Source organism: Halosimplex rubrum (genome assembly GCF_013415885.1).
Lineage (GTDB): Archaea > Halobacteriota > Halobacteria > Halobacteriales > Haloarculaceae > Halosimplex > Halosimplex rubrum.
On record NZ_CP058910.1, the window covers coordinates 1,350,150 to 1,373,361 of the forward strand.

Below are 23,212 nucleotides of genomic sequence, written 5' to 3' on the forward strand. Positions count from 1 at the left end.
CGTCGGGCCGCTGTCCGCCGTTGAAGCGTCAGTTAGTTATACGGGCACTCCGAAGCCCGAATATGGACACTACAGTGAGTGTCGCGATCGGGGCGGCGTTGACACTCGTCGTCGTCGCGGTCCACTACGCGCGGGGGACCGGCTGGGAGCCCCCGGCGGACATCTCCCAGGAGGTCCTCGAACAGCGCGCCGCGGCGGTGCCGGACACGGAGTTCCCCGAACCCATGAACCGCTCGATCGGCGGCGGCGCCGCGGGCGCCATCCCGTCGGGCGAGGGCGGCGCCGAACTCGCCGAGGGCGAGGACGAGGAGGAAGACGAGGGCTTCGACCCCGAGGCCATCGCCGACGACGAGGTCGAGTACTACGAGATCGAGTTCGCCAAGGAGGGCGAGACCATCGAGATCGCCAACAACGAGAACATCCTCGACATGGGCGAGGAGGAGGGGTGGGACCTCCCCTACGCCTGCCGACAGGGCCAGTGCGTCTCCTGCGCCGGTCAGATCCAGGACGGCCCCGCGCTCGATTACGTCCAGCACGAGCACAACGAGGCGCTGTTCGACGACGACCTCGACGACGGCTACTGCCTGACCTGCGTCGCCTACCCGACCGACGACTTCACCATCGAGACGGGCGAACAGCCCTGATGTCGGCTCGGATTCGCCGCTTCTCGCCGCGTCTCACAACCGTTAAGAGTGGTAACGCGCTACCCGATTACGTGGGCCCGTAGCTCAGTGGACAGAGTGCTTGGTTCCGGACCAAGTTGCCCGGGGTTCAAATCCCCGCGGGCTCGTCTCCGTCGTCGCTTCGCTCTTCGGTCGCCGAGCCCGCTGACCCTCGCGAACGCTTCGCGTTCGCTCAGTCCCCGCGAGTCCACTCACTCCGTTCGTTCCCTCGCGAGGTCGCACTCGCTGCGCTCGCGCGACCCCCGCGGGCTCGCTCCTCCGAACTCGTCCGACGCGGAGTTTCGTCTCCGCAGTCTCCCGAGAGACGGACCGACGGCGGTCCGAACGCACAGCCCCCGCCACAGAACGAACTCAACAGGGGTAGATACGCACGTTTTTGAGGTTCATCTCGTCTGCGGTCGTCCAGATGTCGAGCTCCCACTTGGTCTGGACATCCGCTCGCCCCGTGTCACAGCGGGGGACGCCCACCGGGCAGTACACCGTCTCCCAGTTCGGACCGACGGCGAAACTCGTCTCGGCGCGCGGGAAGTCCTCGAAGGAGTCGACGCGGACGTTCACGTCCCTGACGTTGTCCCGAACGCGCGCGTCGAACTGGACCATCATCGTCGTGAACTGGGGGTTCAGCTGGATGTCCCGGGTCCGCAACCCGCCGAACACCTCCTCGCCGGTCGACGACCCGATCGTCCAGTAGGGCTTGGCCCGGGCGTTGTCGACGAGGGGCGCGTTCCCCATCGGGAGCCAGAAGCTGTCCGCGAACTTGTCGAACTTGGGGGAGGACTCCTGGACGATGTCGCCCTCCGGGAGTGACCACGGAATGAGCAGCCCGCCGGTCGAGGAGGCGACGTGCAGGTCGCCCGCGTCCCGTTTGGCGACCAGGTAGTCGAAGATCTCCTCGACGCGCGGCCAGTCCTCGACCTTGTGGCTGTGGAAAAAGAGGCGCAGGCGACCCTTCGGCCGCTCGATGAGGCGGTCGATCATCTCTTTGGCCTCGTCGGCCGTGTTCTGGTCGGGCCGCTCGATCATGGCCGAGCTCTGGCCGTGTTTGGCCGTCGTCGCGGTCGCGGCGTAGTCCGCGCCGTTGGTCGCCCAGCCGTGACCGGAGGCGGCGAACAGCGACCGGACGGCGTAGAACTGCGGCTCGTCGAGTTCGCCCATGTTCAGGCCGCGCCCCTGTCTCGGCTGGAGGTGCGTCACCGGGAACCCCTTCGCTTCGAGGTCGCGCTTCTGTTCGTGGACGATCCGCAGCAGGTCCTCCATGGACTCGACGCCGTCGCTCTCGTTGCCCGGCTCGGTCAGCCGGCCGCCATCGTCGACCATGCCGCTGCCGGTGTAGAGGCCGACCTCGCAGCCGTGCAACAGCATCTCCTCGAGCTGCTCGGTGTCGATGAGCTGCTCCGCGTCGTCCTTCTCGAGCCGGGCCGGCGTCGCGCCCATCATCCAGGGGAGGCCCCGCTCTCTCATCCGCGGATACAGCTCCTCGTACTCGGCGATGTGGCTCCCCTCGCTGTGTATCATGACGACCGGCGTCTCGCGGGTCGGGTACGTGGCGATGTGTTCGGGCATCGCCATCGGCCTGCTCGGCGGTGCCGGACTCGAGATGCGTCCGGCCGCGCGTTCGTCGAGCGAGCAGCCGTGGACGTACCCCTGGGTGGAGCGGACCTGGCTGGCGTTGACCTGGTCGGCTTCCCGCGTCGCCGCGGTCCAGGAGTCGCCGTCGCCGTCGTACACCGCACCGGTGTCCGTCGCGACGAACGTGGCGGCCTCGTGGGGCGTGTACGTCCCGAGGTTCGCCTCCTCGTCCCTGACGACCAGGCGCTCCTCTATCGTCCCCATGTCCGGCGAGTGCGTCCAGTCCGTCTCGCCCGGCTCGTACTGGTGGAGGTCGTGGTTGGGCGTGCGTTCGACCATCGGATCACTCCCCCGGACTCCCGTAGGTCGCGGCGCCGTAGCCGGGTCGACCGTCCGTCCGCTCGCTCCCGGCCGCGCCGGACGTGTCGCCGTCCGCTCGCGTCCCGGGTCCGCCCCCGCCGTCCGGCCCGCTGGCCGGAACGGCGCCGTACCCGGCCGTCGCCGGTCGCCGCTCGCGTCCGTTCGGTCGCCGTCCGCCGGCGCGTGATGCCACCGCTCCCAGGGGGGCCCCGATCGCCGCCCTGACCAAGTCGCGTCGCGATAGTTGCAAGGTGTTCACCCACCGGGGCGATCCCCTGGGGGGCAATTAGTTATCAGTCGTATTCCTCGGTGTAGGCGCCGCATAACCGCAGCATCGGCGGTGCCGCCAGCCGCGTCCGGTGTCGACCGGCGCGTCCGGACCGGCCGGAGACGCTCGAACGGACGTGTTACCCGCGCTGAAATAGATTGATAAGCGCGACTCTCCCAGAGTATCGGAAATGGGCGAGCGCATCGAGGATGTGACCGTCGTCGGGGGCGGGGACTCGGGACTGCTGGCGGCGCTGGCGCTGGCGCGGACGAACCCCGGGCTGGACGTGTCGGTCGTCGACGACTTCGACCGCCCGATCCCGAAGGTCGGCAAGAGCACGTTTCTGGCGATCCAGCAGATCCTCCACGACTCGCTGGGGATCGACGAACAGCGTTTCGTCGAGGCGGTCAAGCCGGTCTGGAAGGCGTCGGTGTACTTCCGGGACTGGTGTGGCTGCGAGCCGTTCCACTACCCCTTCGACCAGCGCCGGAAGTTCCCGAACCCCGAGGAGCGCGACACCGGTGAGGCGTACTACTTCTACTACGCGGAGCTCGCCGACAGCGACGACCACCTGTCCAAATGCGAGCAGCTGGTCGCGCAGGGGAAATCGCCGTGGTACTTCGAGCCCCGCGAGGGCGGCGCCCGCAAGTACGAGAACGTCGCCTACCACCTCGACACCGAGCGGTTCAACGCCTTCCTGCGCGAACTGTGTCTCGACCGCGGTATCTCGCTGGTCGACGACGAGATCGTCACCGTCGACACCGACGGCGACCGGATCCGGCGGCTGCGCGGTCGAGACGGCGCCTACGAGGCGGACCTGTACGTCGACGCCTCGGGCTTCTCGCGCGCGCTCAGGAGCGAACAGGACGCGACGTTCCGCGAGTTCGACCTCCCGCTGGACGCGGCGCTGAACGCCCGGTCGGGGATCGACCTGTCCGAGGTGGTGCCGGCGACGGTCATCGACACGGGCGAGGCCGGCTGGTTCTGGCAGATCGACACCTACGACAGCCGCGACCGCGGCTACGTCTACGCCTCCGAGTACCTCTCCGAGCGCGAGGCCCGCGAGGAGTTCCTCGACCACTGCGAGGGGATCGACGCCGAGGACGTGGTGAACTACGAGTTCTCGTCGGGGTATCACGAGCGGGCGTGGATCGAGAACTGCGTCGCGGTCGGCAACGCCGCGGGGTTCGTCGAGCCGCTGCAGTCGACGGGGCTGACCGCCAACGCGAAGGCGTCGGTGACGCTCGCGACCCTGCTGTCGGGCCACGGCGGCGTGGCGACCGACGCGGTCCGCGAGCGCTACAACGCCTGGGTCGAGCGGACCTGGGAGTCGGTCTACGACTTCGTCAGCGTCCACTACGCCTTCGCCGACGGCGACACCCAGTTCTGGGAGTCGGTCCGGGACCTGGAACTCAGCCCGCGCGTCGACGTACTCCTCGAGGATTTCGACCGGAACGGTTTCGACGCCCACGTCGACCCGACGATGGGCCACAGCGACGTCGACGAGCCGCTCTTCTTCCAGCCGCTCGACTTCTACGCGCTGATACACAACATGGGCGCCACCTCCGAGTTCTACGAGACCCACGACTTCGAGATCGACGACGAGACGCGCCGAGCGGTCGACCGCAACTACGGGTCGATCCGCGACGACGTGGCCGACCACTACGACCACCGCGAGTTCTACCACGGCGCGCTCGGTCAGCACTGAGCGGGTGGAACCCCGTCCGGAATCGATGGCGGTCCGACCGCACAGTCTTATCTCGACCGCCGCCAACGGTGACGCATGGACGGGATCGTCGAGCGGATCCACGTCGTCCCGACGAGCGGCGGCGAGCGATTCCGGGTCGGGGAGGTCGTCTGCGTCGGGACGGGGCCCTGCGAGCCCTGTGCGGCCCTGGCCGACCGCCTGGACGAACCGGGCGCGACCGAGGCGCTGGCCGGACGCGGCGGGCTGCGCTGTCGGATCGCCGAGAGCGGCCCGACCCGAGTGGGGTGCCCGATCGGACGATCGTGAGCGTCGGCGACCGCCAACGACGGATTAAACAGGATACGGTGTCAGATACCGATCGATGACGGATCGAGTGGTCGGGAATCTGGTCGATCAGGCAACCGTCGCGGCGCGGGTCGAAGCTGGCGAGGCCCCCGACTGGGTCGCCGACCACTGGCGGACCTTTCGCGAGGGGCTGCTCGGCGAGCGCAACGATACGCCGTTCCCCTGCTTCTTCGGCGCCGAGTCGGTCGCCAACGGCGACCCGCTGTACACCGCCGTCCCATCGATGACCGACAAGGACGCGCTGCTGGATCTGGGGCGGACGCTCCTCGACTACATCGACAGCTACGAGGCCCACAGCGACCGCGCGTCGCTCGTCACCTTCTTCCGGCCGCCGGCAGAGCCGCTGTCGGAGGCCGAGTATCACCGGCGCCTGTGGCACGTCCTCCAGTTCCTGCACGTCCACGACCCCGAGCCGTGGCCGGCCGACATCCCGACCGAGCCCGACGACCCCTACTGGGAGTTCTCCTTCGGCGGCGAGCCGATGTTTCCGACCTGTCGGGCGCCCTTCTACGACGACCGCAAGAGCCGATACTGCCCCGTGGGCCTTGAGATCACCTTCCAGCCCCGTGCGCTGTTCGAGGATCTCGACGTGACGGCCGACACCGACGCGGGCCAGCACGCCCGCGAGGTCATCCAGGGTCGCCTCGAAGAGTACGACGGCGTCTGCCCCCACGCCGACCTGGGCGACTGGGGCGTCGACGGCGACCGCGAGTGGGTCCAGTACATGCTCTCGGAAGAGGAGTCGGCGATGCCCGAGGCGTGTCCGATCACAGTCACGCGCGAGCATCCGAAGTCGGACGCCCTGCTCGACGCCGGCCCCGGGCGCGGTCGGGGGGCCGCGGGCGACGACTGACGATGCCCGACGCCCCCTCTCCGGACGCCGCGCCGCCGGTCCTCGTCCTCGTCGACTTTCAGCGCGGGTTCGACGAACCTGGCTGGGGCGAGCGCAACAACCCGGGGGCCGAGGACGCGGCGCGCCGCCTGCTGGACGCCTGGCGAGCGGCGGACCCACCGGTCGCGCACGTCCGTCACGACTCGACGGAGGACGACTCGCCGCTGCGCGGCGACCGACCCGGGTTCGCGTTCAAAGACGGCTTCGAACCGCAGGAGGGCGAACCCGAGTTCGTCAAGCGGGTCAACGGCGCGTTCGTCGACACCGACCTGGAGGGGTGGCTCCGCGACGGGGGTCACGAGGCCGTCGTCGTCTGCGGCCTGACGACCGACCACTGCGTCTCGACGACGGCGCGGACGGCCGAGAACCGCGGGTTCGACGTGACCGTCGCCCGCGACGCGACGGCGACGTTCGACCGCTCGCTCGACGGTGAGCCCTTCGACGCCGACCTCGTCCACCGGACGGCACTGGCCCACCTCGACGGGGAGTTCGCGTCGATCAGGTCGGTCGACGACCTCCTCGCCGCGCTCGAAACGGGTCGGTGACGCTTCTCAGGACAGGTCGACGGTCGCTCGCACCCGTTCCTCGCGCGAGGAACGGCCGACGACGACGCCATACTCGCCGGCGTCGACCGTCCAGCCGTCACGGCGGTCGTAGCGGGCGAGCGCCCGCCGCGGGACCGAAAGCGAGACGGTCCGCCGCTCGCCGCCGTCAAGCGCGATGGATTCGAAGCCCGCGAGTTCGCGTCGCGGGCGGGCGACCCCCGCCGGCGCCGCGGGTGGTTCGACGTACGCCTGGACGACCTCCCGGCCCGGGCGGTCGGCGCGGTTCTCGACGGTAACGGTCGCGTCGAGGCCGGGAGCGTCGAGGCCGGGAGCATCGAGGTCGTCGACCGCGCCGCCGGTCCGCACGCGCTCGACGGCCAGGTCGTCGTATCCGAAGTCGGCGTAGCTCAGGCCGTGACCGAACGGGAAGCGGGGGGCGACGCCGTCGCGGTCGAACCCGCGGTAGCCGACGAAGACGCCCTCGTCGTAGTGGACGTGCTCGTCGACGCCGGGATACCGGCGCTCGTCGCCGGCGACCGGGTAGTCGTCGAACCGTCGGCCGACCGTCATCGGGAGGCGACCGCCGGGGTCGGCGCCGTAGAGCACGTCCGCCAGCGCCGCGCCGTCGGCCTGGCCGGGGTACCACGTCTGCACGACGGCGGCCACGTCGTCGGCCCACGGCATCTCGACGGGGCCGCTGGACCGACAGAGCACGACCGTCCGCGGGTTCGCCTCGGCGACGGCGCGGACGAGCCGGTCCTGGTTCCCTGGCAGCGCCATCGAGTCGCGGTCCTCGCCCTCGGTCGCGCCGTCCTGGACGACGACGACCGCGACGTCGGCGGCGGCCGCCGCCTCGACCGCCGCCTCGAAGTCGGGTCCCGTTCGCAGTCGCCGACGGAGCCCCGACCCCGGCACGTCGAACATCGACGGGTTCGCGACCGGCTTGACGCCGCGCTCGAAGGCGACGCGGGGAGCCCTCGACCGCAGGCCCTCGACGGGACTGACGGTGCGGGTGGGAGTCACCTCCGAGCTCCCGCCGCCGCCGACCTTCGCCTCGTCGGCGTTGGGTCCGACCACGGCGAGTGATTCGTCCCCGTCCAGCGGGAGGACGCCGTCGTCGGCCAGCAGGACGGTCCCGCGGCGGGCGACCTCTCGGGCGAGGTCGTGGTGGTCGTCCCAGTCGACGCTCGATGGGGAGTCACCCGGTCCGCGCGCCCCGCCCACCCCTTCTGCCCCGGGCGACCGACCCCCATCGAGCATCCCGAACCGGTCGTACAGCCCGAGGACGCGCCGGACTTTCCGGTCGATCGTCGCCTCGGCGACGAGCCCGTCGGCGACGGCTCGCTTCAGCGGCTCGCCGAAGAAGTCGAACGGGTAGGGGTCCGGCTGGCCGTCGTCGGCGAAGCGGTCGACGAGCCGCGAGACCAGCGGCGGGTCGATACCCAGCCGGTCGGAGGGGCGGAGCCGGAGCATCGCGCGCAGGGCACGGCTGCGGGGCGCGAACAGTTCGACGACGGAGGCGCCGGGCATCTCCAGGTCCAGCCCGCCCTCGGCGGCCGCGACGGCGTCGTGGGTGCCCCACCAGTCGCTCATCACCGCGCCGTCGAAGTCCCACTCGTCGCGGAGCACTCCCTCCAGCAGGTCGCGGTGTTCGCTCATGTAGTGGCCGTTGACGCGGTTGTACGCGGCCATCACCGCCGAGGCGCCCGCGTCGACCGCGGCGCGGAACCCGGGCAGGTAGATCTCCCGCAGCGCCCGCTCGGAGACGACGGCGTCGACCGTGTCGCGCCGGTGTTCCTGGTTGTTCGCGACGAAGTGTTTGGCCGTCGCCCCGACGCCTCCCGTTTCGACGCCGTCGACGTACGCCGCGCCGAGGGCGCTCGTGAGTTCGGGGTCCTCGCTCAGGTACTCGAAGTTGCGGCCGCCGGTGGGGACGCGAACGAGATTGAGACCGGGCGCGAGCAGCACGTCGTGTCCCCGAGTGCGGGTCTCGTCGGCGAGGGCTCGACCCAGGCGGCGAGCCAGGTCGGGGTCCCAGGCCGCCCCGAGCGCGACGGTCGCCGGGAACGCCGTCGCCTCGCGGTCGCGCACCCCGAGCGGCCCGTCGACGAGCCGAAGCGGCGGGACGTCGAGCCGCTCGACGCCGGGGAGATACCCCGTCGCGCGCCCTTCGGGGTCGGCCCGGCCGCGAACCAGTCGCAGCTTCTCGTCGAGCGTCAGATCCGACACGAGGGCGTCGATTCGGGCGTCGGTCATCTGTCGGTCGTGACGGGCGGCGTCCGGATATCCGTTGCGACGAGCGCGCGGTGTCGGTGTTCGCGTCCGGCGTTCGGTTCGATTCGAGCGGGCCCACCGCCAGACTCGCACCCGGATCCCCACCTGTCGCAGACCCGCGGTGTTCAGATAAGGTTTGAAGGGTGAGGCGTAGCGTTTTCTGAGTGATTCATGCCCGAAAACGCTAGCCTCGGCGGTAATCTCGACCAATTCGACTTAGATTTTGTGGAGCGAGAAGCGACACCACGACTGTTGATGAAGCTGAGTATTCAGTTGCATCTGGCTGGACTCTCACTTTCGAATACTGTTTCTATTCTTGAGGTATTCGGTGTCAAACGTGCTCGCTCAACTATTCATAATTGGGTTCACAAGGCTGATTTACAGCCCGAAGGTGGACACTCACCGGATCACGTCGCGGTTGACGAGACCGTGATCCGACTCAACGACGAGCAGTATTGGCTGTACGCTGCTGTCGATCCGGAAACGAACAAACTGCTGCATACAAAGCTAAGACCAACTACAACGAAGGTTCTCGCCCATTCATTTCTCGCCGAACTCAGCGAGAAACACGATGTTGACGACGCCGTGTTTCTCATCGATGGCTCCAAATCGTTAGAAGCTGCGTGTCACCGACATGGCTTCGATTTCAGATACGAAAAACATGGAAATCGGAACGCTGTTGAACGTGTCTTTAGAGAAGTAAAACGACGAACTGTATGTTTCTCAAACTGTTTTAGCAATGCCGAAGCAGAAACAGCCGACGATTGGCTCAGATCGTTCAGCTTCGCATGGAATCAGCTTATCTGAACACGATGCGCAGACCCGGGGCAACACTTACCGGACGGGGAGGCGTACCTGTCGGAACAGTAACGGCATCCGGTCGCCCGTCGCCGGGAGTCTTCGACGCCGACCGGCCTTCGTCCGACGCTGTCCCCCCAGGCCGTCGTCGTCGGCGCGACCGGCGCGGCGGCCGTCCTCGGCGTCACCGTGGGTGCGCTCTGGGGGATCTGTCTGGGCGCCCGACTGTTCGACCGCCGCGTCGGCGTCGTCGACTCGGTCGGCCTGGGCTGGTTGCTCGTCCCGTTCGTCCTCCCCTTCTACAGCCTCGCCGCCATCAAGGGGATCGTCGAGTACCCCATCTCCTGGCGGGGCGAGTGGTACCGCGTCGAGAAAGAGGGGTGAGGATGTGACCTATCGGAGCGACGACGGTGAGCGACGGCGACCGAAACCGATAGCGCGCGCCGAACGGAGACGAGTACCTACTCGCCGTCGTTCAGGTTCCACAACTCGACGCGCTCGGGAACCCCGGCGAGCGCGCTCGCGGGCCAGTCGTCGTGACCGAGCGTGAACGCGGTGTCGGGGTGACCCGCCACGAGGCGGGCGACGCCCGCGGCGGCGGCCTCGTAGGCCGGCGATTCGAGGCGTTCGGGCGTCTCGGCGGTGAGCGGGTAGCCGTCGGCGAGTTCCCGCGGGAACGGGCCGAACGGCGCGAGGACGTTCCAGCACTCGTCGAAGTCGTCGTGGCCGTTGCCCTCGGTCAGCAGGACCGAGTCGCCGCGCGGTTCCAGTCGATCGAGCCGCTGGTGGTGGCGCAGCACTTCGGGTCGGCGGGCGCTCTCGCCCGAGAGGTGGAAGAAGGTGTCCTTGGAGACGGGGTCGGTCCGTTCGAGCTGGGCGGCGTGGTCGAGCAGGGCGCGGTAGCCGTCGAGCATCGCCGGGTGGCTCCGCGCGCGGGCCTCGACGAGTTCCATGAGGCTCCCGCGGCGGATCGCCTGCTTGATCGTCCGGAGTTCGCCGTAGGAGACGTGGAGGTTGTGCTCGGCGAGCAGGCGCTCGCGCTCGTCGTCGTCCAGGCCCCTGACCTCCGCGGGGGTGTGGGCCGTACAGACCGGGCAGGAACACGGGAAGTACTCCAGGTCTTCGAGGTGTTCCGTGGTCCGAACGGTCATGTAGCGGTCGTCGCGGGCGTAGATCGCGTAGGCGGCCGAGTCGAACAGATCGCAGCCCAGCGCGACGGCGAGCGCGAACATCATGGGGTGGCCGGCGCCGAACAGGTGGACGGGCGCGCTCTCGGGCAGCCCGCGCTTGGCGGCGGCGACCACGTCCGCCAGGTCGGCGTAGCGGTACTCGTTCATCATCGGGACGACGGCGCCGACGGGGAACACGTCCAGCCCCGACCGGGCGGCGTGGGCGCCTGCCGCCTCGCGGAGGTCGGTGTAGGTCGACCCCTGGACGGGCGCGTTGACGAGCATGTCGCCGGTGTCGACCTCGGCGGCGACCCCGAGCCGCTCCTGTGTGGTCGCCAGCTCGTCTTCGGCCTGTTCGCGGGACACGTCGGGCGGCGTGGGGACGTCGACCGGCGTGCCGATGTCCGAGCCGATGTCGTGCTGGAAGGCGAGGATCTCCTCGGTAGTCACGTCGATCTCGCCGTACTCGGCGAGCTGGAAGGAGCCGGAGTCGGTGACGACGGCGCCGGAGAAGTCGAGCATGTCGTGGAGTCCCTGCTCCTCCACGGGCTCGCGCAGGTCCTCGCTGCCGTAGAGGACGTAGGAGTTTGTGATGAGGATCTCCGCGCCGAACTCCGATTCGAGCTGGGCGGGCGTGACGGTCTGGAGGTGGGGGTTGATGACGGGGAGGAGCGCGGGCGTCTCGACCGTGACGCCGGCGCGGGGCACCTCCAGTTCGCCCAGTCGCCCGGCGGCGTCGTAGCGGTCGACCTCGAAGACGTCGGTCATTGCCCGCGCTTTCCCGCGGGCGGGCCTAAGGGTTGTGTTCCTCGCCGTAGAGGATGTCGTCGATATCTTCTTCGTCGGTCTCGACACCCGAGGCGAACATTCCTTCGTTCATCCGCTCGCGTTCTTCCTCCGAGAGCGGGACTGTGCCCGCTTCGAGCGACTCGACGAGTTCCTCAGGCGACTCCTGTGCCGAAGCGACGAGTTCGTACAGGATCGCCTCCGCTGTGACAGACGTACCCATCTCGTCTTCGACTGAATCCTGTAGGTCCTCCAGTCGTGAAGCGAGCACTGCGTTGATCTCCACTCTCGGCATCGTACGCAACGATAGTCGCCGTGGTACTGTCAATATTCCCCAGCTACTGCTCGTCCCCGAACACCTCGAAGTACAGCACCCCGAGCATCGACCGCCCGTCGCGTAACTCGTCCTCCCGAGCGGCATCCACGAGCGCGTCGAAGGTCGTCGTGTCGACGCGGATGTCCTCGTTGTAATCGAGGTCCCGCTCGCCGGACGGTTCGCAGTCTCGGGCGACGAAGTAGTGGAAGACGGCGTCGGAGAAGCCGTTCGCCGGCTCGATGGTCGTGAGGTGTTCGACCTCGCCGGGCAGGTAGCCCGTCTCCTCTTCGAGTTCGCGGGCGACGCAGGCCTCGGGGTCGGTGTCCTCGTCCTCCATGCTTCCGGCGGGGAGCGCGCGGTTCACGCGCCCGACCGGCTGGCGCCACTGCTCGATGGCGACCACCTCGTCGTCGGGGGTAAAGGGGAGGACGACGACGCTCTCGCCCTCCGAGAGGTAGTCGAACTCGGCTTCCTCGCCCGACGGGAACCGGACGGTGTCGGTGAGGATGTCGAACCCCTCGCAGGTGTAGGACGTGCGGCTGTCGACGGTCTCCCAGGCCAGCTCGTCGGTCATGGTGGAGGGGGCGGCGCGAACGAGTTAGCCGTGTCGGCTGGTGAGCGGGGCCGGTGCCGGCGTCCGAAACCACGAAAGCCGCCCAGTCCGACGCAGAGGTATGGACGTTCGCGACGAGTTCATCCCCGCCGAGGAGTTCGCCACCGTGTTGAACCGCGTGCCGCAGGTCTGCGTCGAGGTCGTACTGGAGGGGGAGGAGGGCGTCCTGCTCGCCCACCGGACGAACGAGCCGGCGAAAGGCGAGTGGTTCTGGCCGGGCGGCCGCCTCTACAAGGGCGAGCAGCTGGCAGACGCCGCCCGCCGGGTCGCCCGCGAGGAGCTGGGGGTCGAGGTGACGGTCGAGGAGCGAGTGGGCGTGTACGGCCACTTCTGGGACCGTTCGCGGATCGACGGCGTCGACTCCCGGCACACGGTCAATATCGTCTTCCGCGCCTCGCGGGTCGACCCCGACGCCGCGATCGAACTCGACGACCAGCACGACGACTACCGGTTCGTGGCCGGCGACGAGGACGGCCTCCACGAGTACGTCCGCGAGTACCTCGTCGACATGGGACTGCGGGAGGGGGCGGACGACTGAGGGTCGGCCGCCCGAGGGGACATCCGGGACGGAGCGAGCCCCGATCGGATCCGGAGATGCCGAGCCCGGGCTTTTCCCGCCGGGACTCGAACGGGTCGCATGGAGGACCCGTCCGCGCCGGGGAGCGAGGCGACCGCCGGGGAGGCGAGCGGCCCGGCCGGGACGACAGCGGGGTCCGCCGGGGAACCGGCCGCCGGGGAGGCGAGCGGTCCGGCGGTCGTCAGCGGGGAGGGGGACGGGCCGACCGTCGACGTGGGACTGCTCGCGGCGACGGCCTCGCGGGTCGACCCCGACCGGCTGGTCGCGTTCGCCGGGCGACTGGCCGCCGACGCCGCCGACGAGCTCGCGGCGGCGACGGGCGTGACCTGGCGGTTCTACGACGAGGAACCGGAGCCGCTGGCCGACGGCGACCCGCGCCGGCCCTCGGAGTTCCTCGACGAGGCGGCGCTGCGGATGGTCGAGGGGCCCTACGACCTGGTCGTCGTCGTCACGGACGCGCCGCTGCTGGCGCGGGACCGCAGTCGGGTGGCGGGGCTGGCCTCGCCGCTGAGCCGCGTCGCGGTCGTCTCGACTCACCGGCTCCGGGTGTCCGGCCGCGACCGCCCCAGCAGACCGCTCGACGCGCCCGCGGTCAGATACAACGGCGCGGCGGTCCTGCTCCACCAGGTCGGCCACCTGCTCGGCGCCGCTCACGACCCCGACGGCGGGGTGATGGCGCCCTGCGAGTTCGACCCGGAGCGGCGCTCGGTCCCGTCGTTCGGCGACCGCGCGGCGGGCGACCTGGCGCGGACGGCGGCGCGGGTCCCGGAGGAGGCGGTCGAGTCGCGGAGCGTCCCGGGGCTGGTCGCCTTCCACGTGACGAGCGCGCTCAGGAACCCCCGGAAGATGCTCCGGGCGCTGGCGACGAGTCGGGCGCCGCTGTTGCCGCTGTTCCTGCCGAAACTGTCGACGGCGGCGGTGGCGCCGACGCTCATCCTCGTGTTCAGCGCCGAGACGTGGGACGTGGGGCTGAACCTCGGAAACGGGACGGCGGCGCTGTTCGCGGTCGTCAGCGTCCTCGCCGCGGCGGTGTACCTCGTCTTCTCGCTGAACCTCAACGTCCCGCGCGAGCGCCGCGGCGTCGTCACCGAACACGTCGCGCTGCTCAACGTCGCGATCCTGGGGATCCTAATCGCCGGGACGGTCGGGCTGTTCGCCCTGGTCGCCGGGATCATGCTCGTCATCGCCTACGTCGTCTTCCCGCCGAACCTGATGACCAACTGGCCGAGCCTCGAAGACCCCGTCGTGACGGCCGTCGACATCGTTCGCACCGCCGGGTTCATCGCCACCGTCGGCGTCCTCTCGGGCGCGCTCGCCGGCGGCCTCGAAGACCGCACGCTGTTGCGCCACCTCGCGCTGTTTCGCCGCCGGCCCTGAGGTCGCCGGCCACGCCCACAGCGCCGGCCACCGTCGGGGTTCACTCGCCGGCGTCGACCACCCGGTAGAGCGCGCCCGACTCCTCGGGGTCGGGGTCCCGGTCGTCGGCCTTCTTCGCGTCGAGGTACACCGGGGAGGCGCGCTCGGTGAAGTAGACGGCGTCGTCGGTGACAAGCGGCGCGCACGTGACGTTGCCGACGCCTTCGACGGCCCACACCTCCTCGCCGGTGGCCTTCTCGACCGCGTAGCAGGTGTCGTCGTACGAGCCGACGAGCACGTGTTCGCTCGTGACGGTCGGACAGCCGGTTATCCGGCCGCCGGTGTCGAACGACCACCGCTTGCCCCCGTCCTCGAACGCCAGCGCGTAGAGGTTCGAGTCATGGCTGCCGACGTACACCGTCCCCGTCCCGGCCTCGATCGAGGGGCCGGACATCACCAGCCCGCCCGTCCGGAACGACCACTCCTCGGTGCCGTCGTCCAGCGCGACCCGGTAGACCGAACCGTCCCACGACCCGAAGACGGCGCTCCCGCCCGCGGTGGCGACCGGGCCCTTGATCGGCCGTCCGGTCGGGAACTTCCACAGGTACTCCAGGTCGGGGTAGCTCCAGGCGTAGAGGTAACCGTCGTTCGAGCCGACGACGAGCCGACCGGCCCGGCGGTCGACCGCGGCCGTCGAGTGGGGGTGGTCGGTGACCCGCTGGTCCTCCCAGACCACGTCGCCGGTGACGGCGTCGACGGCGAACATCGCGCCGCTGGGGTCGTGGTACTCGACGGCGATGTAGACGGTGCCGTCGTGATACCCCGGGCTCGACCCGATGGCGTCGCCGAGTTTCGCCCGCCAGTAGCGCTCGCCCGATTCGAGGTCGAAGGCGTACAGCGCGCCGTCGTAGGCGCCGACGTAGACGGCGCCGTTGGCGACCGCGGGCGTCCCGTGGATCCCCCGCCCGGTCCGGTCGACCGACGACCGCCAGACCTCCTCGCCGGCGGGCGTCACCCGCCGGATCTCGCCGTTGTCGCCGGGGACGACGACGTCCCCGCCCGGGACTTCGACGGGGCTGGCCTTGGCCGCCGTGTGATCGCCGGTGTTGACCTCTCGGACGGTCCAGTCGACCGCCGGATCCGTCGGGACCGTCGCGTCGGGGTAGACGCCGCGTCGCTGGAGGCCGCCGCGGAACTGCGCCGCCGCGGCCTCGCTGAGCGGTTCGCCGTCGGTCTCGATCCTGCTGTCGGTCTCCGAGCCGCCGGGCGCCGCCACGCAGCCCGCGAGGCCGGTCGCGACGCCCCCGGCGGCGGCGCCGACCGTCCCGAGAAACGCCCGTCGTGAGTGGCGCTCGTCCATGGCCCGGTAGTCGTCGTCGGGTGGTTTCACTGTTGCGGGGCGCCGGCGGGTCGCCCCCACCAGGTCCACCTTCCGTCGCCGGTTCCGCTCTCCCCCACAGCTAAGGGCTCGGCGGCCGCGCTCGTGGACATGGCGACCGACGACGGGACGCCCTCGGGGGACATCCGCGTGTTGCTCGCCCTCGACTTGCTCCTCTCCTCGCTGTTCAGCGTCGGCGCCGTCTACGCCCTGGACTTGGCCGGGATCGGCGAGTACACCTGGGAGAACGTCGCGCTGGCGACGGTGTTCCTCGCAGTCGTGACGTACGTCGCGGTCCTCCGGGAGTGAGCGCTGGCGGGACCGGCGGGCGGGGACGACCGCGACCGCTCCGCGGAGCCGGCAAGCCGTTCGGCCGCCGGATCGGTTACCCGTCTCGCGGCCGTAGCGCGCGTGCCATGACATCAGCACTGTTCGTCGTCAGCGAGGAAGGCTACTGGGGAGAGGAGTGCGTCGAACCGCTCACGACGCTGGAGTCGGCGGGCGTCGACGTGACGGTCGCGACGCCGTCGGGCGACCCGCCCGAGGTCGACGAGCGCTCGGTCGACCCCGACGAGGTCGGCGCGGAGACCGCCGAGCGCGTGCGCGAGGTCCACGAGAACCACGCCGAACTGAACGACCCCGACCCGGTCGCCCGCGTCTCGGCCGACGGCTACGACGCCGTCGTCTTCCCGGGCGGCCACGGCACCGAGTGGGACATCAACCAGGACCGCCACGCTCGCGCGCTCCTCCGGGACGCCGTCGCGGGCGAGGAGGGGACGGCGCTCGTCGTCTGTCACGCCCTCGGGCTCCTGGCGTTCACCCGCACCGACGACGGCGCGTTCCTCGTCGACGGCCGCGACGTGACGGGCTTCCCGAACGACTGGGAGGCCGGCATCGTCGACGACGACGACCGGATGCCCGACGGCCGGAAACTCCCCTACTGGGTCGAGGACGAGGTGAGAGCCGCCGGCGGCGAGTGGGACGCCGAACTCGACACCGAGACGAGCGTCACCGTCGACGGCGACCTCGTGACCGGCCGCGGGCCGGAATCCTCGGCGGCCGCCGCCCAGGTCCTGCTGGACGAACTCGGCGTCGCCGCCGAAGCCGGCGACTGAGGCGGTACCGAAGTCGGACGGCGTCAGAAGACGGAGTCCGCCGTCGCGGCCCCGACGACGCTGAAGATGGCGCCGACGCTGACGGCGCGGGCGGTGACCGCGGCGCGCTCGGCGGTCGTGAGACCCGGGTCGGTGAGGAACGTGGTCGGCGCGGTCAGCGTCAGCGCGAGGACGGCGACCGAGCCGAAGGAGACGAGCATGAGCGAGAGAAAGCGCAGCGGGACCCCGGCGACTTCGGCCTCGCGGTCGGGGTCGCGGTCGTCGTCGGCCTCGTAGAGGGCGCCGTAGCCGATGGCGAAGACGATGGCGACCGTAACGGCGGTGTGGGACCAGGTCATCCGGTCGGCGAGCGTCCACACCTCCTCGGTGACGACGAACGGCCCGGCGAGGAGGAACCCGCCGACGACCTGCTGTGCGGTGTCGGCGAGTTTGTACCGGGGCGCCCGAGCCATGCCACTCCCTATTTCGGGGGCGGGCAAAACGCTGGCGGACCCGGTGGCCGGCGGCGGCGGACGGCTCGCCGACCGTCGCGCCGCGCTCGACACAGAACCGTTTTCCTCGCGGGCGCCCACCGCCGACCCATGAGCGTCAGCGAGGAGTTCGACGAGTGGGCCCGCGACGGCCGCGACGAGGGCATGGAACAGCGCCACTGGCACACCGCCAAACACGCCCTGGCGCGGATGCCCGTCGAGGCGGGCGAGGTCGTCCTCGACCTGGGCTCGGGGAGCGGCTACGCCGGTCGGGCGCTCCGGGAGACCAAGGACGCGGCCCGGTCCTACGGCGTCGACGCCGCGCCGCAGATGGCCCGCAACGCCCGCGCGTACACAGACGACCGCCGGTCGGGCTTCCTGAACGGCGACTTCGAACACCTGCCGTTCGCCGACGACAGCGTCGACCACTGCTGGTCGATGGAGGCGTTCTTCTACGCCCGCGACCCCGACGCCGTGCTGGACGAGCTGCGCCGGGTCCTGCGGCCGGGCGGGACGTTCTACTGCGCCGTGAACTACTGGGAGGAGAGCGTGCATACGCACAAATGGGACGAGCTGGTCGAGGTGCCGATGATCCGCTGGACGGAGGCCGAGTACCGCGAGCGCTTCCGGGCGGCGGGCTTTCACGTCGCCGGTCAGGACCGGATCCCCGACACGGAGACGACCATCCCGCCGGCGGGCGAGTTCCCGACCGAGGACTTCGAGACGCGCGAGGCGATGGTCGAGCGCTACCGCGAGCACGGGACCTTGCTGACCGTCGGCGTGGTGCCGTAGTGCGGTGGGGCGTCGTCCGCCGCGACCGGTCGGCGAGGTCGGCGCCGAGCCCCCTCGTCGGCGCCGCTCGTACCAAACGTTTTGTAGGTGTCGCGTCCACGGAGGGGTATGGCACTGACGCGGCGACAGCAGGTGCTCGGCGGCCTGTTCGTCGGTATGGCTGCCCTGACGCTGGTGATCCTCTCGCGGGTCGTCGGAACGGTGTTTTTCGCCATCACGGTGGCGTACGTGCTCTACCCGGTCCGGCGGATGATCGTCGGTCGGGGGGTCAACCGACGGATCGCGGCCGCGACGGCGACGGCGGTCGGGTTCCTGTTCGTCGCGCTCATCGTCGGACCGATCGTCTACGCGCTGTACGGCCGTCAGGCGCTCCTGCTGGAGTTCTTGCGGTCGATCCCGGCCGAACAACCGATCTCGGTCTTCGGGATGTCGTTCGTGATCGACGTGAGCGCGCTGATCGTGCGGGCGCGGGCTGCGGTCGTGGACATCGGGTTCGACATCGCGGGGGCGGCGCCCGTCCTCGCGCTGAAGGCGTTCCTGTTCGTCTTCCTCGTCTACGGACTGTTGCTCCGGCCCGGGAACGTCCGCCGGGCGACCCTGCGGCTGGTCCCCGGGGAGTACCACGACGTGGTGCTCGCGCTGCACCGCTGCGTGCGCGACACGCTGTACGCGCTGTACGTCCTGCAGGCCGCGACCGCGCTGGGTACGTTCGCCGTCGCCTACGTCGTCTTCTCGCTGCTGGGGTACGACAGCGCGTTCACGCTGTCGGTCTTCTCGGGCCTGCTGCAGTTCATCCCCGTCCTCGGGCCGAGCCTGCTCATCGCCGCCGTGGCGGTCGGCCAGGCGCTGGCGGGCGAGGTCACCGCGGCGCTCCTCGTGGCCAGTACGGGCCTGGTCCTCATCGGCTTCCTGCCGGACGCGCTCATCCGCCCGCGGCTGGCCTCGCTGACGACCGGGATGTCCGCGAGCCTCTACTTCGTCGGGTTCACCGGCGGGACGCTGAGTCTCGGCGTCGTCGGCGTCATCGCCGGCCCGCTCGTCGTCGCGCTGCTCGTCGAGGTGGTCGAACTCATCACCGACGAGCGCACGACCGTCCAGCAGACCTTCGACGGGGCCGCCATCGAGCCCGACGGGCCGCCGAGCGACCCGCCCGGCAGCCGCGCCGCCGACGCCCTCGCCGGCCCCGAACCGGGCGGGGCGGACGGCTCGTCCGGCGACATCGCCGACGGGACCGCCGGCGACTCCTCGGGCGGCCCGGCCGACGACGACTGATCCGACGGACGGTGACCGACTCCGACGCGACCGACTCCGACGCGACCGACCACGACGGCGACCGGTCGCCGGTCCCGGGAGCGCCTACGCCCCGGTCTCCAGTTCGCGTCCGTCGGCCTCCCACTCGGTGAGACTCCCCTCGTAGAACGCCAGGTCGGGGTAGCCCAGGTGACGGAGGACCGTGTAGGTGTGGCTGATCCGGCGGGCGGTGTTGCAGTAGAGCACGATCCGCTTGTCGGGGGCGATCCCCCGCTCGTCGAGGATCGACTCGATCTCGGCGCGGGGTTTCAGCCCGCGGGTCTCGTCGTCGACGAGCTCGCGCCAGTCCAGCCGGACCGCGCCGGGGATGTGCCCCTCCTCGAACTCCCAGGCCTCGCGGGTGTCGACGACGACGGTGTCGGGGTCGTCGGTCGCCGACGCGACCGCGTCGATCCCGACCAGCGGCGTCTCCGCCGGCGGGTCGACCTCGTAGGTCGAGCGCTCGAACTCGGCGACCTCGCTCGTGGTCTCGTGGTCCAATCGCCACGCGGAGAAGTCGCCGTCGAGCAGGTGCAGCCGCTCGGGGTCGTGGCCGTACAGCTCGGCGGTCACGAGGAAGCGCGCGGCGAAGACGCCGTGGGTGTCGTCGTAGGCGACGATCCGGTCGTCGTTCTCGATCCCGGCCTCGGACATGAGGTCGGCGAAGGCGTCGGCGCCGGGGAGCATCCCCTGGCCGTCCCCCGACTCCTCGGCGCCCGATCCGCCGGACTCGCCGCCCGCACCGTCCTCGGCGGCGTGTTCGTCGGCGCGAAACGAGTCGAACGGGACGCTGACGGCGCCCGGGACGTGCCCGATGCCCTCGAACTCCCAGGCGTCGCGGGTGTCGACGATCCTGACCTCGTCGAGGCGGTCGGCCACCCGGTCGGCCGGGACGACGATCTCGCTCATATCCCGGGTTCGGGCGAGCGTACGCTTCAAGATGTCCTTCCGCCCCGGTCGGAGGTAGGGGCAATTTTGACCGGGACGACGGCGGCGACCTCGTCTCATAAAGGCCGCGTCGACCGGCGGGCGCGTCCGGCGGCCGCACCCGTCCCCCGGTCCGAGCCGGTCGCCGAGCACGCGAGACAGAGGCCGTGAGAACCATAGTCACGGCCGCTATCGGCAACATGTTCCGCTATAGTCGTCAAGGGGCGGGACATGCCGACAGTCCTAGCTGTATATAGTCGGTAGACCAATGGTTCGATGAATCATGAGCGACTACGCCAAAGACGTGCTCGTCTCGGCCGACTGGGTCGACGAGCACCTCGAGGACTTCGAGAGCGACGACGACGACTATCGACTGGTCGAGGTCGACGTCGACACGGAACTGTACGACGAGAGCCACGCGCCGGGCGCGGTCGGCTGGAACTGGGAGACCGACCTCCAGGACCAGGTCGAGCGCGACATCCTCGAGAAGGAGGACTTCGAGGCGCTGCTGGGTTCGGCGGGCATCAGCGGGGACACCACAGTGGTCCTCTACGGTGACAACGCCAACTGGTTCGCGGCCTACACCTACTGGCAGTTCAAGTACTACGGCCACGACGACGTGAAGCTGCTCGACGGCGGCCGCGACTACTGGGTCGAGAACGACTACCCGCTGACCGACGAGGAGCCCGACTTCTCCGCGGTCGAGTACAACGCCGCCGGCCCGCGCGAGTCCATCCGCGCCTACCGCGACGACGTCGAGAACGCCGTCGAGAAGGGCCTGCCGCTCGTCGACGTGCGCTCGCCCGAGGAGTTCTCCGGCGAGGTCCTCGCGCCCCCGGGCCTGCAGGAGACCGCCCAGCGCGGCGGCCACATCCCCGGCGCCAGCAACGTCTCCTGGGCCGCCGTCACCAACGACGACGGCACCTTCAAGACCGCCGAGGAGATCGAAGAGCTCTACGCCGAGGAAGGCATCGAGGGCGACGGCACCGTCGTCGCCTACTGCCGCATCGGCGAGCGCTCGTCGGTCGCCTGGTTCGCCCTGCACGAACTGGCCGGCTACGACGACGCCATCAACTACGACGGCTCCTGGACGGAGTGGGGCAACCTCGTGGGCGCCCCCATCGAGAAGGGCGAGGCCGACGACTGACCGAAGGGAGAGAGGCGGCCTCGAATCGGAGCGGGGAGGCGTAGCCGACCCGCGGAGAAGGGCAACTGAGGTCGTTCAGGCGGTTCCGATTTTTTCGACGCTGTGGCCGATAGCCGCGCAACTGCCGGCCGTTCGTCCTTCGAGCGAACGTTTAACTTCGTTCCCACCGAAGTGGGAAACATGGGAACGAGCGAGGAGCGACGGGTCGACGAGAAGGGACGGGTCACGATCCCCCAGTCCATCAGAGACGCGTTGCACATCGACCCGGGCGAGGAAGTGGCCGTGGAACTGGTGGACGACCGGATCGTCATCCGAAACTCCGTCTCACGGGAGCGACTGGTCGAACGGCTGGAGGGCTGCATCACGGCGGAGACTCGGGCCGAGGACGCCGACCGGATCGACCCCGAGGACCTGAAATCGGAGTGGACGAGCGACCTGCCGAACTGATGTACTGCCTCGATGCGAACGTCTGGATCTACTTCCTCGATTCCGACCTCGACGAACACGACGCCGTCCGCGACGACGTTGCGGACGTGCTTCGCTCCCGGCCGCTGTTCACGACGACAGTCCTCCAGATGGAGGTCGTCCACTACTTGACGAATCAGCTGGCCGACAGCGAGCGACAGGTCGAACAGGTGTTGTCGATCGAGGACTCGACCGTCGCGGCGCTACGGACCACCGACGTAGAACGGGGAGCGGAGTTGCTCGCGGAGTACGACCAGTCCGGTATCGGCGGCCGCGACGCGACGGTGCTGGCCGCGATGGAGCGACACGGAGTCGGCCGACTCTGGACACACGACGAGGCGCTCGAGCGGATGGACGACCGTCTCGACTGGCTGACAGTCACCGACCCCGTCACCGAGTAGCGACCACCCGCGTAGTGGGTTGTCCCGGTCCCAACCGTTTTCAGCCCGTCGGCCGAACCGCGGGACATGGAACTATCGGCTTTCCGCGAGCCGCTGTCACGCGAGGAGACCGCGGGGCTACTCGCCGTCGCGGCCGTCGTCGCCGTGCTGCTCGGCCCCGACGCCATCACGCTGGCCGAGGGGTCGTCGCTCCTGCTGACGGCCGTCTCGGCGCTGGCGATGGGGACGCTCGCGTTCGTCGTCGGCGCGCTCGCGCTCGTCGCGATACGCGAACTGCGCGGCGACGGCGAGGAGTGAGACGACGCCGCGAGCACCGCCGACGGATCCGGTCGCCGGTGTCCGCGTTCGCTCGCCGAGCCGTTTCCGAGAACTGATCGAACGTCCACGAAACACCACCCTCTTTTACGCCGACGAGGACCGGTGGACGTGTCCCGCTTCGCCGTCCGGACGGCGGTCCACGCCGGCGCGCTGCTCGCGGTGACGGGCGCCGTCGCCTGGCTGACGGGGACGCCGTTCGTCTTCCCCAGTCTCGGGCCGACCGCGTACGTGCTGGCGACCCGGCGGACCGCGGACCGGTCGGGACTGGCCCGCGTCGTCGCGGCCCACGTCGTCGGCGTCGTCGCCGGTCTGGTCTCCTACCGCCTGCTGGCCGACGGCGTCGTCGTCACTGCCGACCTGGCTCCCCGGTCCCCCGCGCTGGCGGCCGTCGTCGCCAGCGGCGTGCTCGCGCTGGCGCTGACCAGCGCCGGGATGGTCGCGACCGGCGCCGTCCACCCGCCGGCCTGCGCGACGACACTCATCGTCTCGCTCGGGCTGTTGCCGACGCTCCGCGAGGGCCTGCTGATCGCCGTCGCCGTCTGCGTGCTCGTCGTCGCCCACGCCGTCGTGGTCCGGGCCATCCCGGACGGGGACGAGCGCGAGCGAGCGGCCCCCGGCGGCTCGTGACTCCGCGAGAGCAAGATTGACAA

The 23,212-nt window shown here is 70.1% G+C and carries 27 protein-coding genes and 1 tRNA gene; 19 read left to right on the forward strand and 9 right to left on the reverse strand.

Going from position 1 to position 23,212, the window contains the following annotated elements; genetic code table 11:
* Positions 1-62: 62 nt before the first annotated feature.
* Both HZS55_RS06620 and HZS55_RS06625 read left to right on the forward strand, forming a co-directional pair.
* Positions 63-644 carry a 2Fe-2S iron-sulfur cluster-binding protein gene (locus HZS55_RS06620; RefSeq protein ID WP_179910921.1) on the forward strand — a complete coding sequence of 194 codons (582 nt, stop codon included), beginning with the start codon at positions 63-65 and terminating at the stop codon, positions 642-644.
* 73 nt (positions 645-717) lie between these two features.
* Positions 718-790, forward strand: a tRNA-Arg gene (locus HZS55_RS06625).
* Between the two features lie 244 nt (positions 791-1,034).
* Here HZS55_RS06625 and HZS55_RS06630 read toward each other — a convergent pair.
* Positions 1,035-2,591 carry a polysaccharide deacetylase family protein gene (locus tag HZS55_RS06630; protein WP_179910922.1) on the reverse strand — a complete coding sequence of 519 codons (1,557 nt, stop codon included), beginning with the start codon at positions 2,589-2,591 and terminating at the stop codon, positions 1,035-1,037.
* A 4-nt stretch (positions 2,592-2,595) separates the two neighbouring features.
* Positions 2,596-2,805, reverse strand: a complete 210-nt coding sequence (locus tag HZS55_RS06635) for a hypothetical protein (protein ID WP_179910923.1) — start codon at positions 2,803-2,805, stop codon at positions 2,596-2,598.
* A 265-nt stretch (positions 2,806-3,070) separates the two neighbouring features.
* Here HZS55_RS06635 and HZS55_RS06640 point away from each other — a divergent pair, with 265 nt between their 5' ends.
* The 4 genes from HZS55_RS06640 to HZS55_RS06655 all read left to right on the forward strand — a co-directional run bounded on the left by HZS55_RS06640 (position 3,071) and on the right by HZS55_RS06655 (position 6,370).
* Positions 3,071-4,588 carry an FAD-dependent oxidoreductase gene (locus HZS55_RS06640; RefSeq protein WP_179910924.1) on the forward strand — a complete coding sequence of 506 codons (1,518 nt, stop codon included), beginning with the start codon at positions 3,071-3,073 and terminating at the stop codon, positions 4,586-4,588.
* A 75-nt stretch (positions 4,589-4,663) separates the two neighbouring features.
* A complete protein-coding gene (locus HZS55_RS06645; RefSeq protein ID WP_179910925.1) occupies positions 4,664-4,894 on the forward strand; it encodes an MOSC domain-containing protein in 231 nt (76 codons plus the stop codon).
* Between the two features lie 55 nt (positions 4,895-4,949).
* Positions 4,950-5,786 (forward strand): YqcI/YcgG family protein, encoded by an 837-nt coding sequence (locus HZS55_RS06650; RefSeq protein ID WP_179910926.1) that lies wholly within the window; start codon positions 4,950-4,952, stop codon positions 5,784-5,786.
* 2 nt (positions 5,787-5,788) lie between these two features.
* Positions 5,789-6,370, forward strand: a complete 582-nt coding sequence (locus HZS55_RS06655; RefSeq protein WP_179910927.1) for a cysteine hydrolase family protein — start codon at positions 5,789-5,791, stop codon at positions 6,368-6,370.
* A 6-nt stretch (positions 6,371-6,376) separates the two neighbouring features.
* On the opposite strand, the gene HZS55_RS06660 is transcribed toward HZS55_RS06655, so the two are convergent.
* On the reverse strand, positions 6,377-8,626 hold the full coding sequence (locus HZS55_RS06660) for a beta-glucosidase (RefSeq protein WP_179910928.1): 2,250 nt from the start codon (positions 8,624-8,626) through the stop codon (positions 6,377-6,379).
* Between the two features lie 189 nt (positions 8,627-8,815).
* Here HZS55_RS06660 and HZS55_RS06665 point away from each other — a divergent pair, with 189 nt between their 5' ends.
* Both HZS55_RS06665 and HZS55_RS06670 read left to right on the forward strand, forming a co-directional pair.
* Complete coding sequence (locus HZS55_RS06665) at positions 8,816-9,451, forward strand: IS6 family transposase (protein WP_179909309.1); 636 nt, start codon at positions 8,816-8,818, stop codon at positions 9,449-9,451.
* Between the two features lie 180 nt (positions 9,452-9,631).
* Positions 9,632-9,826, forward strand: coding sequence for a hypothetical protein (locus HZS55_RS06670; protein ID WP_179910929.1), 195 nt, complete (start codon positions 9,632-9,634; stop codon positions 9,824-9,826).
* Positions 9,827-9,903: 77 nt separating this feature from the next.
* On the opposite strand, the gene tgtA is transcribed toward HZS55_RS06670, so the two are convergent.
* Genes tgtA through HZS55_RS06685 form a run of 3 tightly spaced genes read right to left on the reverse strand, consistent with a single transcriptional unit; the run spans position 9,904 to position 12,287 of the window.
* Positions 9,904-11,379, reverse strand: coding sequence for a tRNA guanosine(15) transglycosylase TgtA (gene tgtA / locus HZS55_RS06675; protein ID WP_179910930.1), 1,476 nt, complete (start codon positions 11,377-11,379; stop codon positions 9,904-9,906).
* Positions 11,380-11,404: 25 nt separating this feature from the next.
* Positions 11,405-11,692, reverse strand: a complete 288-nt coding sequence (locus tag HZS55_RS06680) for a hypothetical protein (RefSeq protein ID WP_179910931.1) — start codon at positions 11,690-11,692, stop codon at positions 11,405-11,407.
* A gap of 43 nt (positions 11,693-11,735) precedes the next feature.
* On the reverse strand, positions 11,736-12,287 hold the full coding sequence (locus tag HZS55_RS06685) for an NUDIX hydrolase (protein ID WP_179910932.1): 552 nt from the start codon (positions 12,285-12,287) through the stop codon (positions 11,736-11,738).
* 100 nt (positions 12,288-12,387) lie between these two features.
* Between HZS55_RS06685 and HZS55_RS06690 the strand changes: the two genes are divergently transcribed.
* Together HZS55_RS06690 and HZS55_RS06695 are read left to right on the forward strand one after the other, a co-directional pair.
* Complete coding sequence (locus tag HZS55_RS06690) at positions 12,388-12,864, forward strand: NUDIX domain-containing protein (protein ID WP_179910933.1); 477 nt, start codon at positions 12,388-12,390, stop codon at positions 12,862-12,864.
* 99 nt (positions 12,865-12,963) lie between these two features.
* Complete coding sequence (locus HZS55_RS06695) at positions 12,964-14,280, forward strand: hypothetical protein (RefSeq protein ID WP_246308372.1); 1,317 nt, start codon at positions 12,964-12,966, stop codon at positions 14,278-14,280.
* A 40-nt stretch (positions 14,281-14,320) separates the two neighbouring features.
* On the opposite strand, the gene HZS55_RS06700 is transcribed toward HZS55_RS06695, so the two are convergent.
* On the reverse strand, positions 14,321-15,619 hold the full coding sequence (locus tag HZS55_RS06700) for an outer membrane protein assembly factor BamB family protein (RefSeq protein ID WP_179910934.1): 1,299 nt from the start codon (positions 15,617-15,619) through the stop codon (positions 14,321-14,323).
* Positions 15,620-15,748: 129 nt separating this feature from the next.
* On the opposite strand from HZS55_RS06700, the gene HZS55_RS06705 reads away from it, so the two are divergent.
* Together HZS55_RS06705 and HZS55_RS06710 are read left to right on the forward strand one after the other, a co-directional pair.
* Positions 15,749-15,946, forward strand: a complete 198-nt coding sequence (locus tag HZS55_RS06705; RefSeq protein WP_179910935.1) for a hypothetical protein — start codon at positions 15,749-15,751, stop codon at positions 15,944-15,946.
* Positions 15,947-16,053: 107 nt separating this feature from the next.
* Positions 16,054-16,752 (forward strand): type 1 glutamine amidotransferase domain-containing protein, encoded by a 699-nt coding sequence (locus HZS55_RS06710; protein ID WP_179910936.1) that lies wholly within the window; start codon positions 16,054-16,056, stop codon positions 16,750-16,752.
* 23 nt (positions 16,753-16,775) lie between these two features.
* Here HZS55_RS06710 and HZS55_RS06715 read toward each other — a convergent pair whose 3' ends face one another.
* The gene (locus HZS55_RS06715) at positions 16,776-17,204 is read right to left on the reverse strand and encodes a DUF2391 family protein (protein WP_179910937.1); all 429 of its coding nucleotides are present in this window, start codon (positions 17,202-17,204) and stop codon (positions 16,776-16,778) included.
* 129 nt (positions 17,205-17,333) lie between these two features.
* On the opposite strand from HZS55_RS06715, the gene HZS55_RS06720 reads away from it, so the two are divergent.
* Both HZS55_RS06720 and HZS55_RS06725 read left to right on the forward strand, forming a co-directional pair.
* Positions 17,334-18,014: a class I SAM-dependent methyltransferase gene (locus HZS55_RS06720; RefSeq protein ID WP_179910938.1), complete on the forward strand. Its 681-nt coding sequence runs from the start codon at positions 17,334-17,336 to the stop codon at positions 18,012-18,014.
* Between the two features lie 108 nt (positions 18,015-18,122).
* On the forward strand, positions 18,123-19,286 hold the full coding sequence (locus tag HZS55_RS06725; RefSeq protein ID WP_246308373.1) for an AI-2E family transporter: 1,164 nt from the start codon (positions 18,123-18,125) through the stop codon (positions 19,284-19,286).
* Between the two features lie 84 nt (positions 19,287-19,370).
* Here HZS55_RS06725 and HZS55_RS06730 read toward each other — a convergent pair whose 3' ends face one another.
* On the reverse strand, positions 19,371-20,213 hold the full coding sequence (locus HZS55_RS06730) for a sulfurtransferase (RefSeq protein ID WP_179910939.1): 843 nt from the start codon (positions 20,211-20,213) through the stop codon (positions 19,371-19,373).
* Between the two features lie 301 nt (positions 20,214-20,514).
* On the opposite strand from HZS55_RS06730, the gene HZS55_RS06735 reads away from it, so the two are divergent.
* From HZS55_RS06735 to HZS55_RS06755, 5 genes are all read left to right on the forward strand, one after another.
* Positions 20,515-21,378, forward strand: a complete 864-nt coding sequence (locus HZS55_RS06735) for a sulfurtransferase (RefSeq protein ID WP_179910940.1) — start codon at positions 20,515-20,517, stop codon at positions 21,376-21,378.
* Positions 21,379-21,558: 180 nt separating this feature from the next.
* Positions 21,559-21,825, forward strand: coding sequence for an AbrB/MazE/SpoVT family DNA-binding domain-containing protein (locus tag HZS55_RS06740; RefSeq protein ID WP_179910941.1), 267 nt, complete (start codon positions 21,559-21,561; stop codon positions 21,823-21,825).
* On the forward strand, positions 21,801-22,244 hold the full coding sequence (locus tag HZS55_RS06745) for a type II toxin-antitoxin system VapC family toxin (protein ID WP_218927284.1): 444 nt from the start codon (positions 21,801-21,803) through the stop codon (positions 22,242-22,244). The genes HZS55_RS06740 and HZS55_RS06745 overlap by 25 nt, the downstream gene beginning before the upstream one ends.
* A 66-nt stretch (positions 22,245-22,310) precedes the next feature.
* Complete coding sequence (locus HZS55_RS06750; protein ID WP_179910943.1) at positions 22,311-22,541, forward strand: hypothetical protein; 231 nt, start codon at positions 22,311-22,313, stop codon at positions 22,539-22,541.
* Positions 22,542-22,664: 123 nt separating this feature from the next.
* Entirely contained in the window at positions 22,665-23,189 is a 525-nt protein-coding gene (locus HZS55_RS06755; RefSeq protein WP_246308374.1) for an HPP family protein, read from the forward strand.
* Positions 23,190-23,212: the final 23 nt, after the last annotated feature.

Excerpts from the sequence above, each read along its gene's own strand:
- HZS55_RS06620 (WP_179910921.1), top strand. The coding sequence starts at position 63 with ATGGACACTACAGTGAGTGTCGCGATCGGGGCGGCGTTGACACTCGTC.
- HZS55_RS06630 (WP_179910922.1), bottom strand. The coding sequence starts at position 2,591 with ATGGTCGAACGCACGCCCAACCACGACCTCCACCAGTACGAGCCGGGC.
- HZS55_RS06640 (WP_179910924.1), top strand. The coding sequence starts at position 3,071 with ATGGGCGAGCGCATCGAGGATGTGACCGTCGTCGGGGGCGGGGACTCG.
- HZS55_RS06645 (WP_179910925.1), top strand. The coding sequence starts at position 4,664 with ATGGACGGGATCGTCGAGCGGATCCACGTCGTCCCGACGAGCGGCGGC.
- HZS55_RS06650 (WP_179910926.1), top strand. The coding sequence starts at position 4,950 with ATGACGGATCGAGTGGTCGGGAATCTGGTCGATCAGGCAACCGTCGCG.
- HZS55_RS06655 (WP_179910927.1), top strand. The coding sequence starts at position 5,789 with ATGCCCGACGCCCCCTCTCCGGACGCCGCGCCGCCGGTCCTCGTCCTC.
- HZS55_RS06660 (WP_179910928.1), bottom strand. The coding sequence starts at position 8,626 with ATGACCGACGCCCGAATCGACGCCCTCGTGTCGGATCTGACGCTCGAC.
- HZS55_RS06665 (WP_179909309.1), top strand. The coding sequence starts at position 8,816 with ATGCCCGAAAACGCTAGCCTCGGCGGTAATCTCGACCAATTCGACTTA.
- tgtA (WP_179910930.1), bottom strand. The coding sequence starts at position 11,379 with ATGACCGACGTCTTCGAGGTCGACCGCTACGACGCCGCCGGGCGACTG.
- HZS55_RS06680 (WP_179910931.1), bottom strand. The coding sequence starts at position 11,692 with ATGCCGAGAGTGGAGATCAACGCAGTGCTCGCTTCACGACTGGAGGAC.
- HZS55_RS06685 (WP_179910932.1), bottom strand. The coding sequence starts at position 12,287 with ATGACCGACGAGCTGGCCTGGGAGACCGTCGACAGCCGCACGTCCTAC.
- HZS55_RS06690 (WP_179910933.1), top strand. The coding sequence starts at position 12,388 with ATGGACGTTCGCGACGAGTTCATCCCCGCCGAGGAGTTCGCCACCGTG.
- HZS55_RS06695 (WP_246308372.1), top strand. The coding sequence starts at position 12,964 with ATGGAGGACCCGTCCGCGCCGGGGAGCGAGGCGACCGCCGGGGAGGCG.
- HZS55_RS06700 (WP_179910934.1), bottom strand. The coding sequence starts at position 15,619 with ATGGACGAGCGCCACTCACGACGGGCGTTTCTCGGGACGGTCGGCGCC.
- HZS55_RS06705 (WP_179910935.1), top strand. The coding sequence starts at position 15,749 with ATGGCGACCGACGACGGGACGCCCTCGGGGGACATCCGCGTGTTGCTC.
- HZS55_RS06710 (WP_179910936.1), top strand. The coding sequence starts at position 16,054 with ATGACATCAGCACTGTTCGTCGTCAGCGAGGAAGGCTACTGGGGAGAG.
- HZS55_RS06715 (WP_179910937.1), bottom strand. The coding sequence starts at position 17,204 with ATGGCTCGGGCGCCCCGGTACAAACTCGCCGACACCGCACAGCAGGTC.
- HZS55_RS06720 (WP_179910938.1), top strand. The coding sequence starts at position 17,334 with ATGAGCGTCAGCGAGGAGTTCGACGAGTGGGCCCGCGACGGCCGCGAC.
- HZS55_RS06725 (WP_246308373.1), top strand. The coding sequence starts at position 18,123 with ATGGCACTGACGCGGCGACAGCAGGTGCTCGGCGGCCTGTTCGTCGGT.
- HZS55_RS06730 (WP_179910939.1), bottom strand. The coding sequence starts at position 20,213 with ATGAGCGAGATCGTCGTCCCGGCCGACCGGGTGGCCGACCGCCTCGAC.
- HZS55_RS06735 (WP_179910940.1), top strand. The coding sequence starts at position 20,515 with ATGAGCGACTACGCCAAAGACGTGCTCGTCTCGGCCGACTGGGTCGAC.
- HZS55_RS06740 (WP_179910941.1), top strand. The coding sequence starts at position 21,559 with ATGGGAACGAGCGAGGAGCGACGGGTCGACGAGAAGGGACGGGTCACG.
- HZS55_RS06750 (WP_179910943.1), top strand. The coding sequence starts at position 22,311 with ATGGAACTATCGGCTTTCCGCGAGCCGCTGTCACGCGAGGAGACCGCG.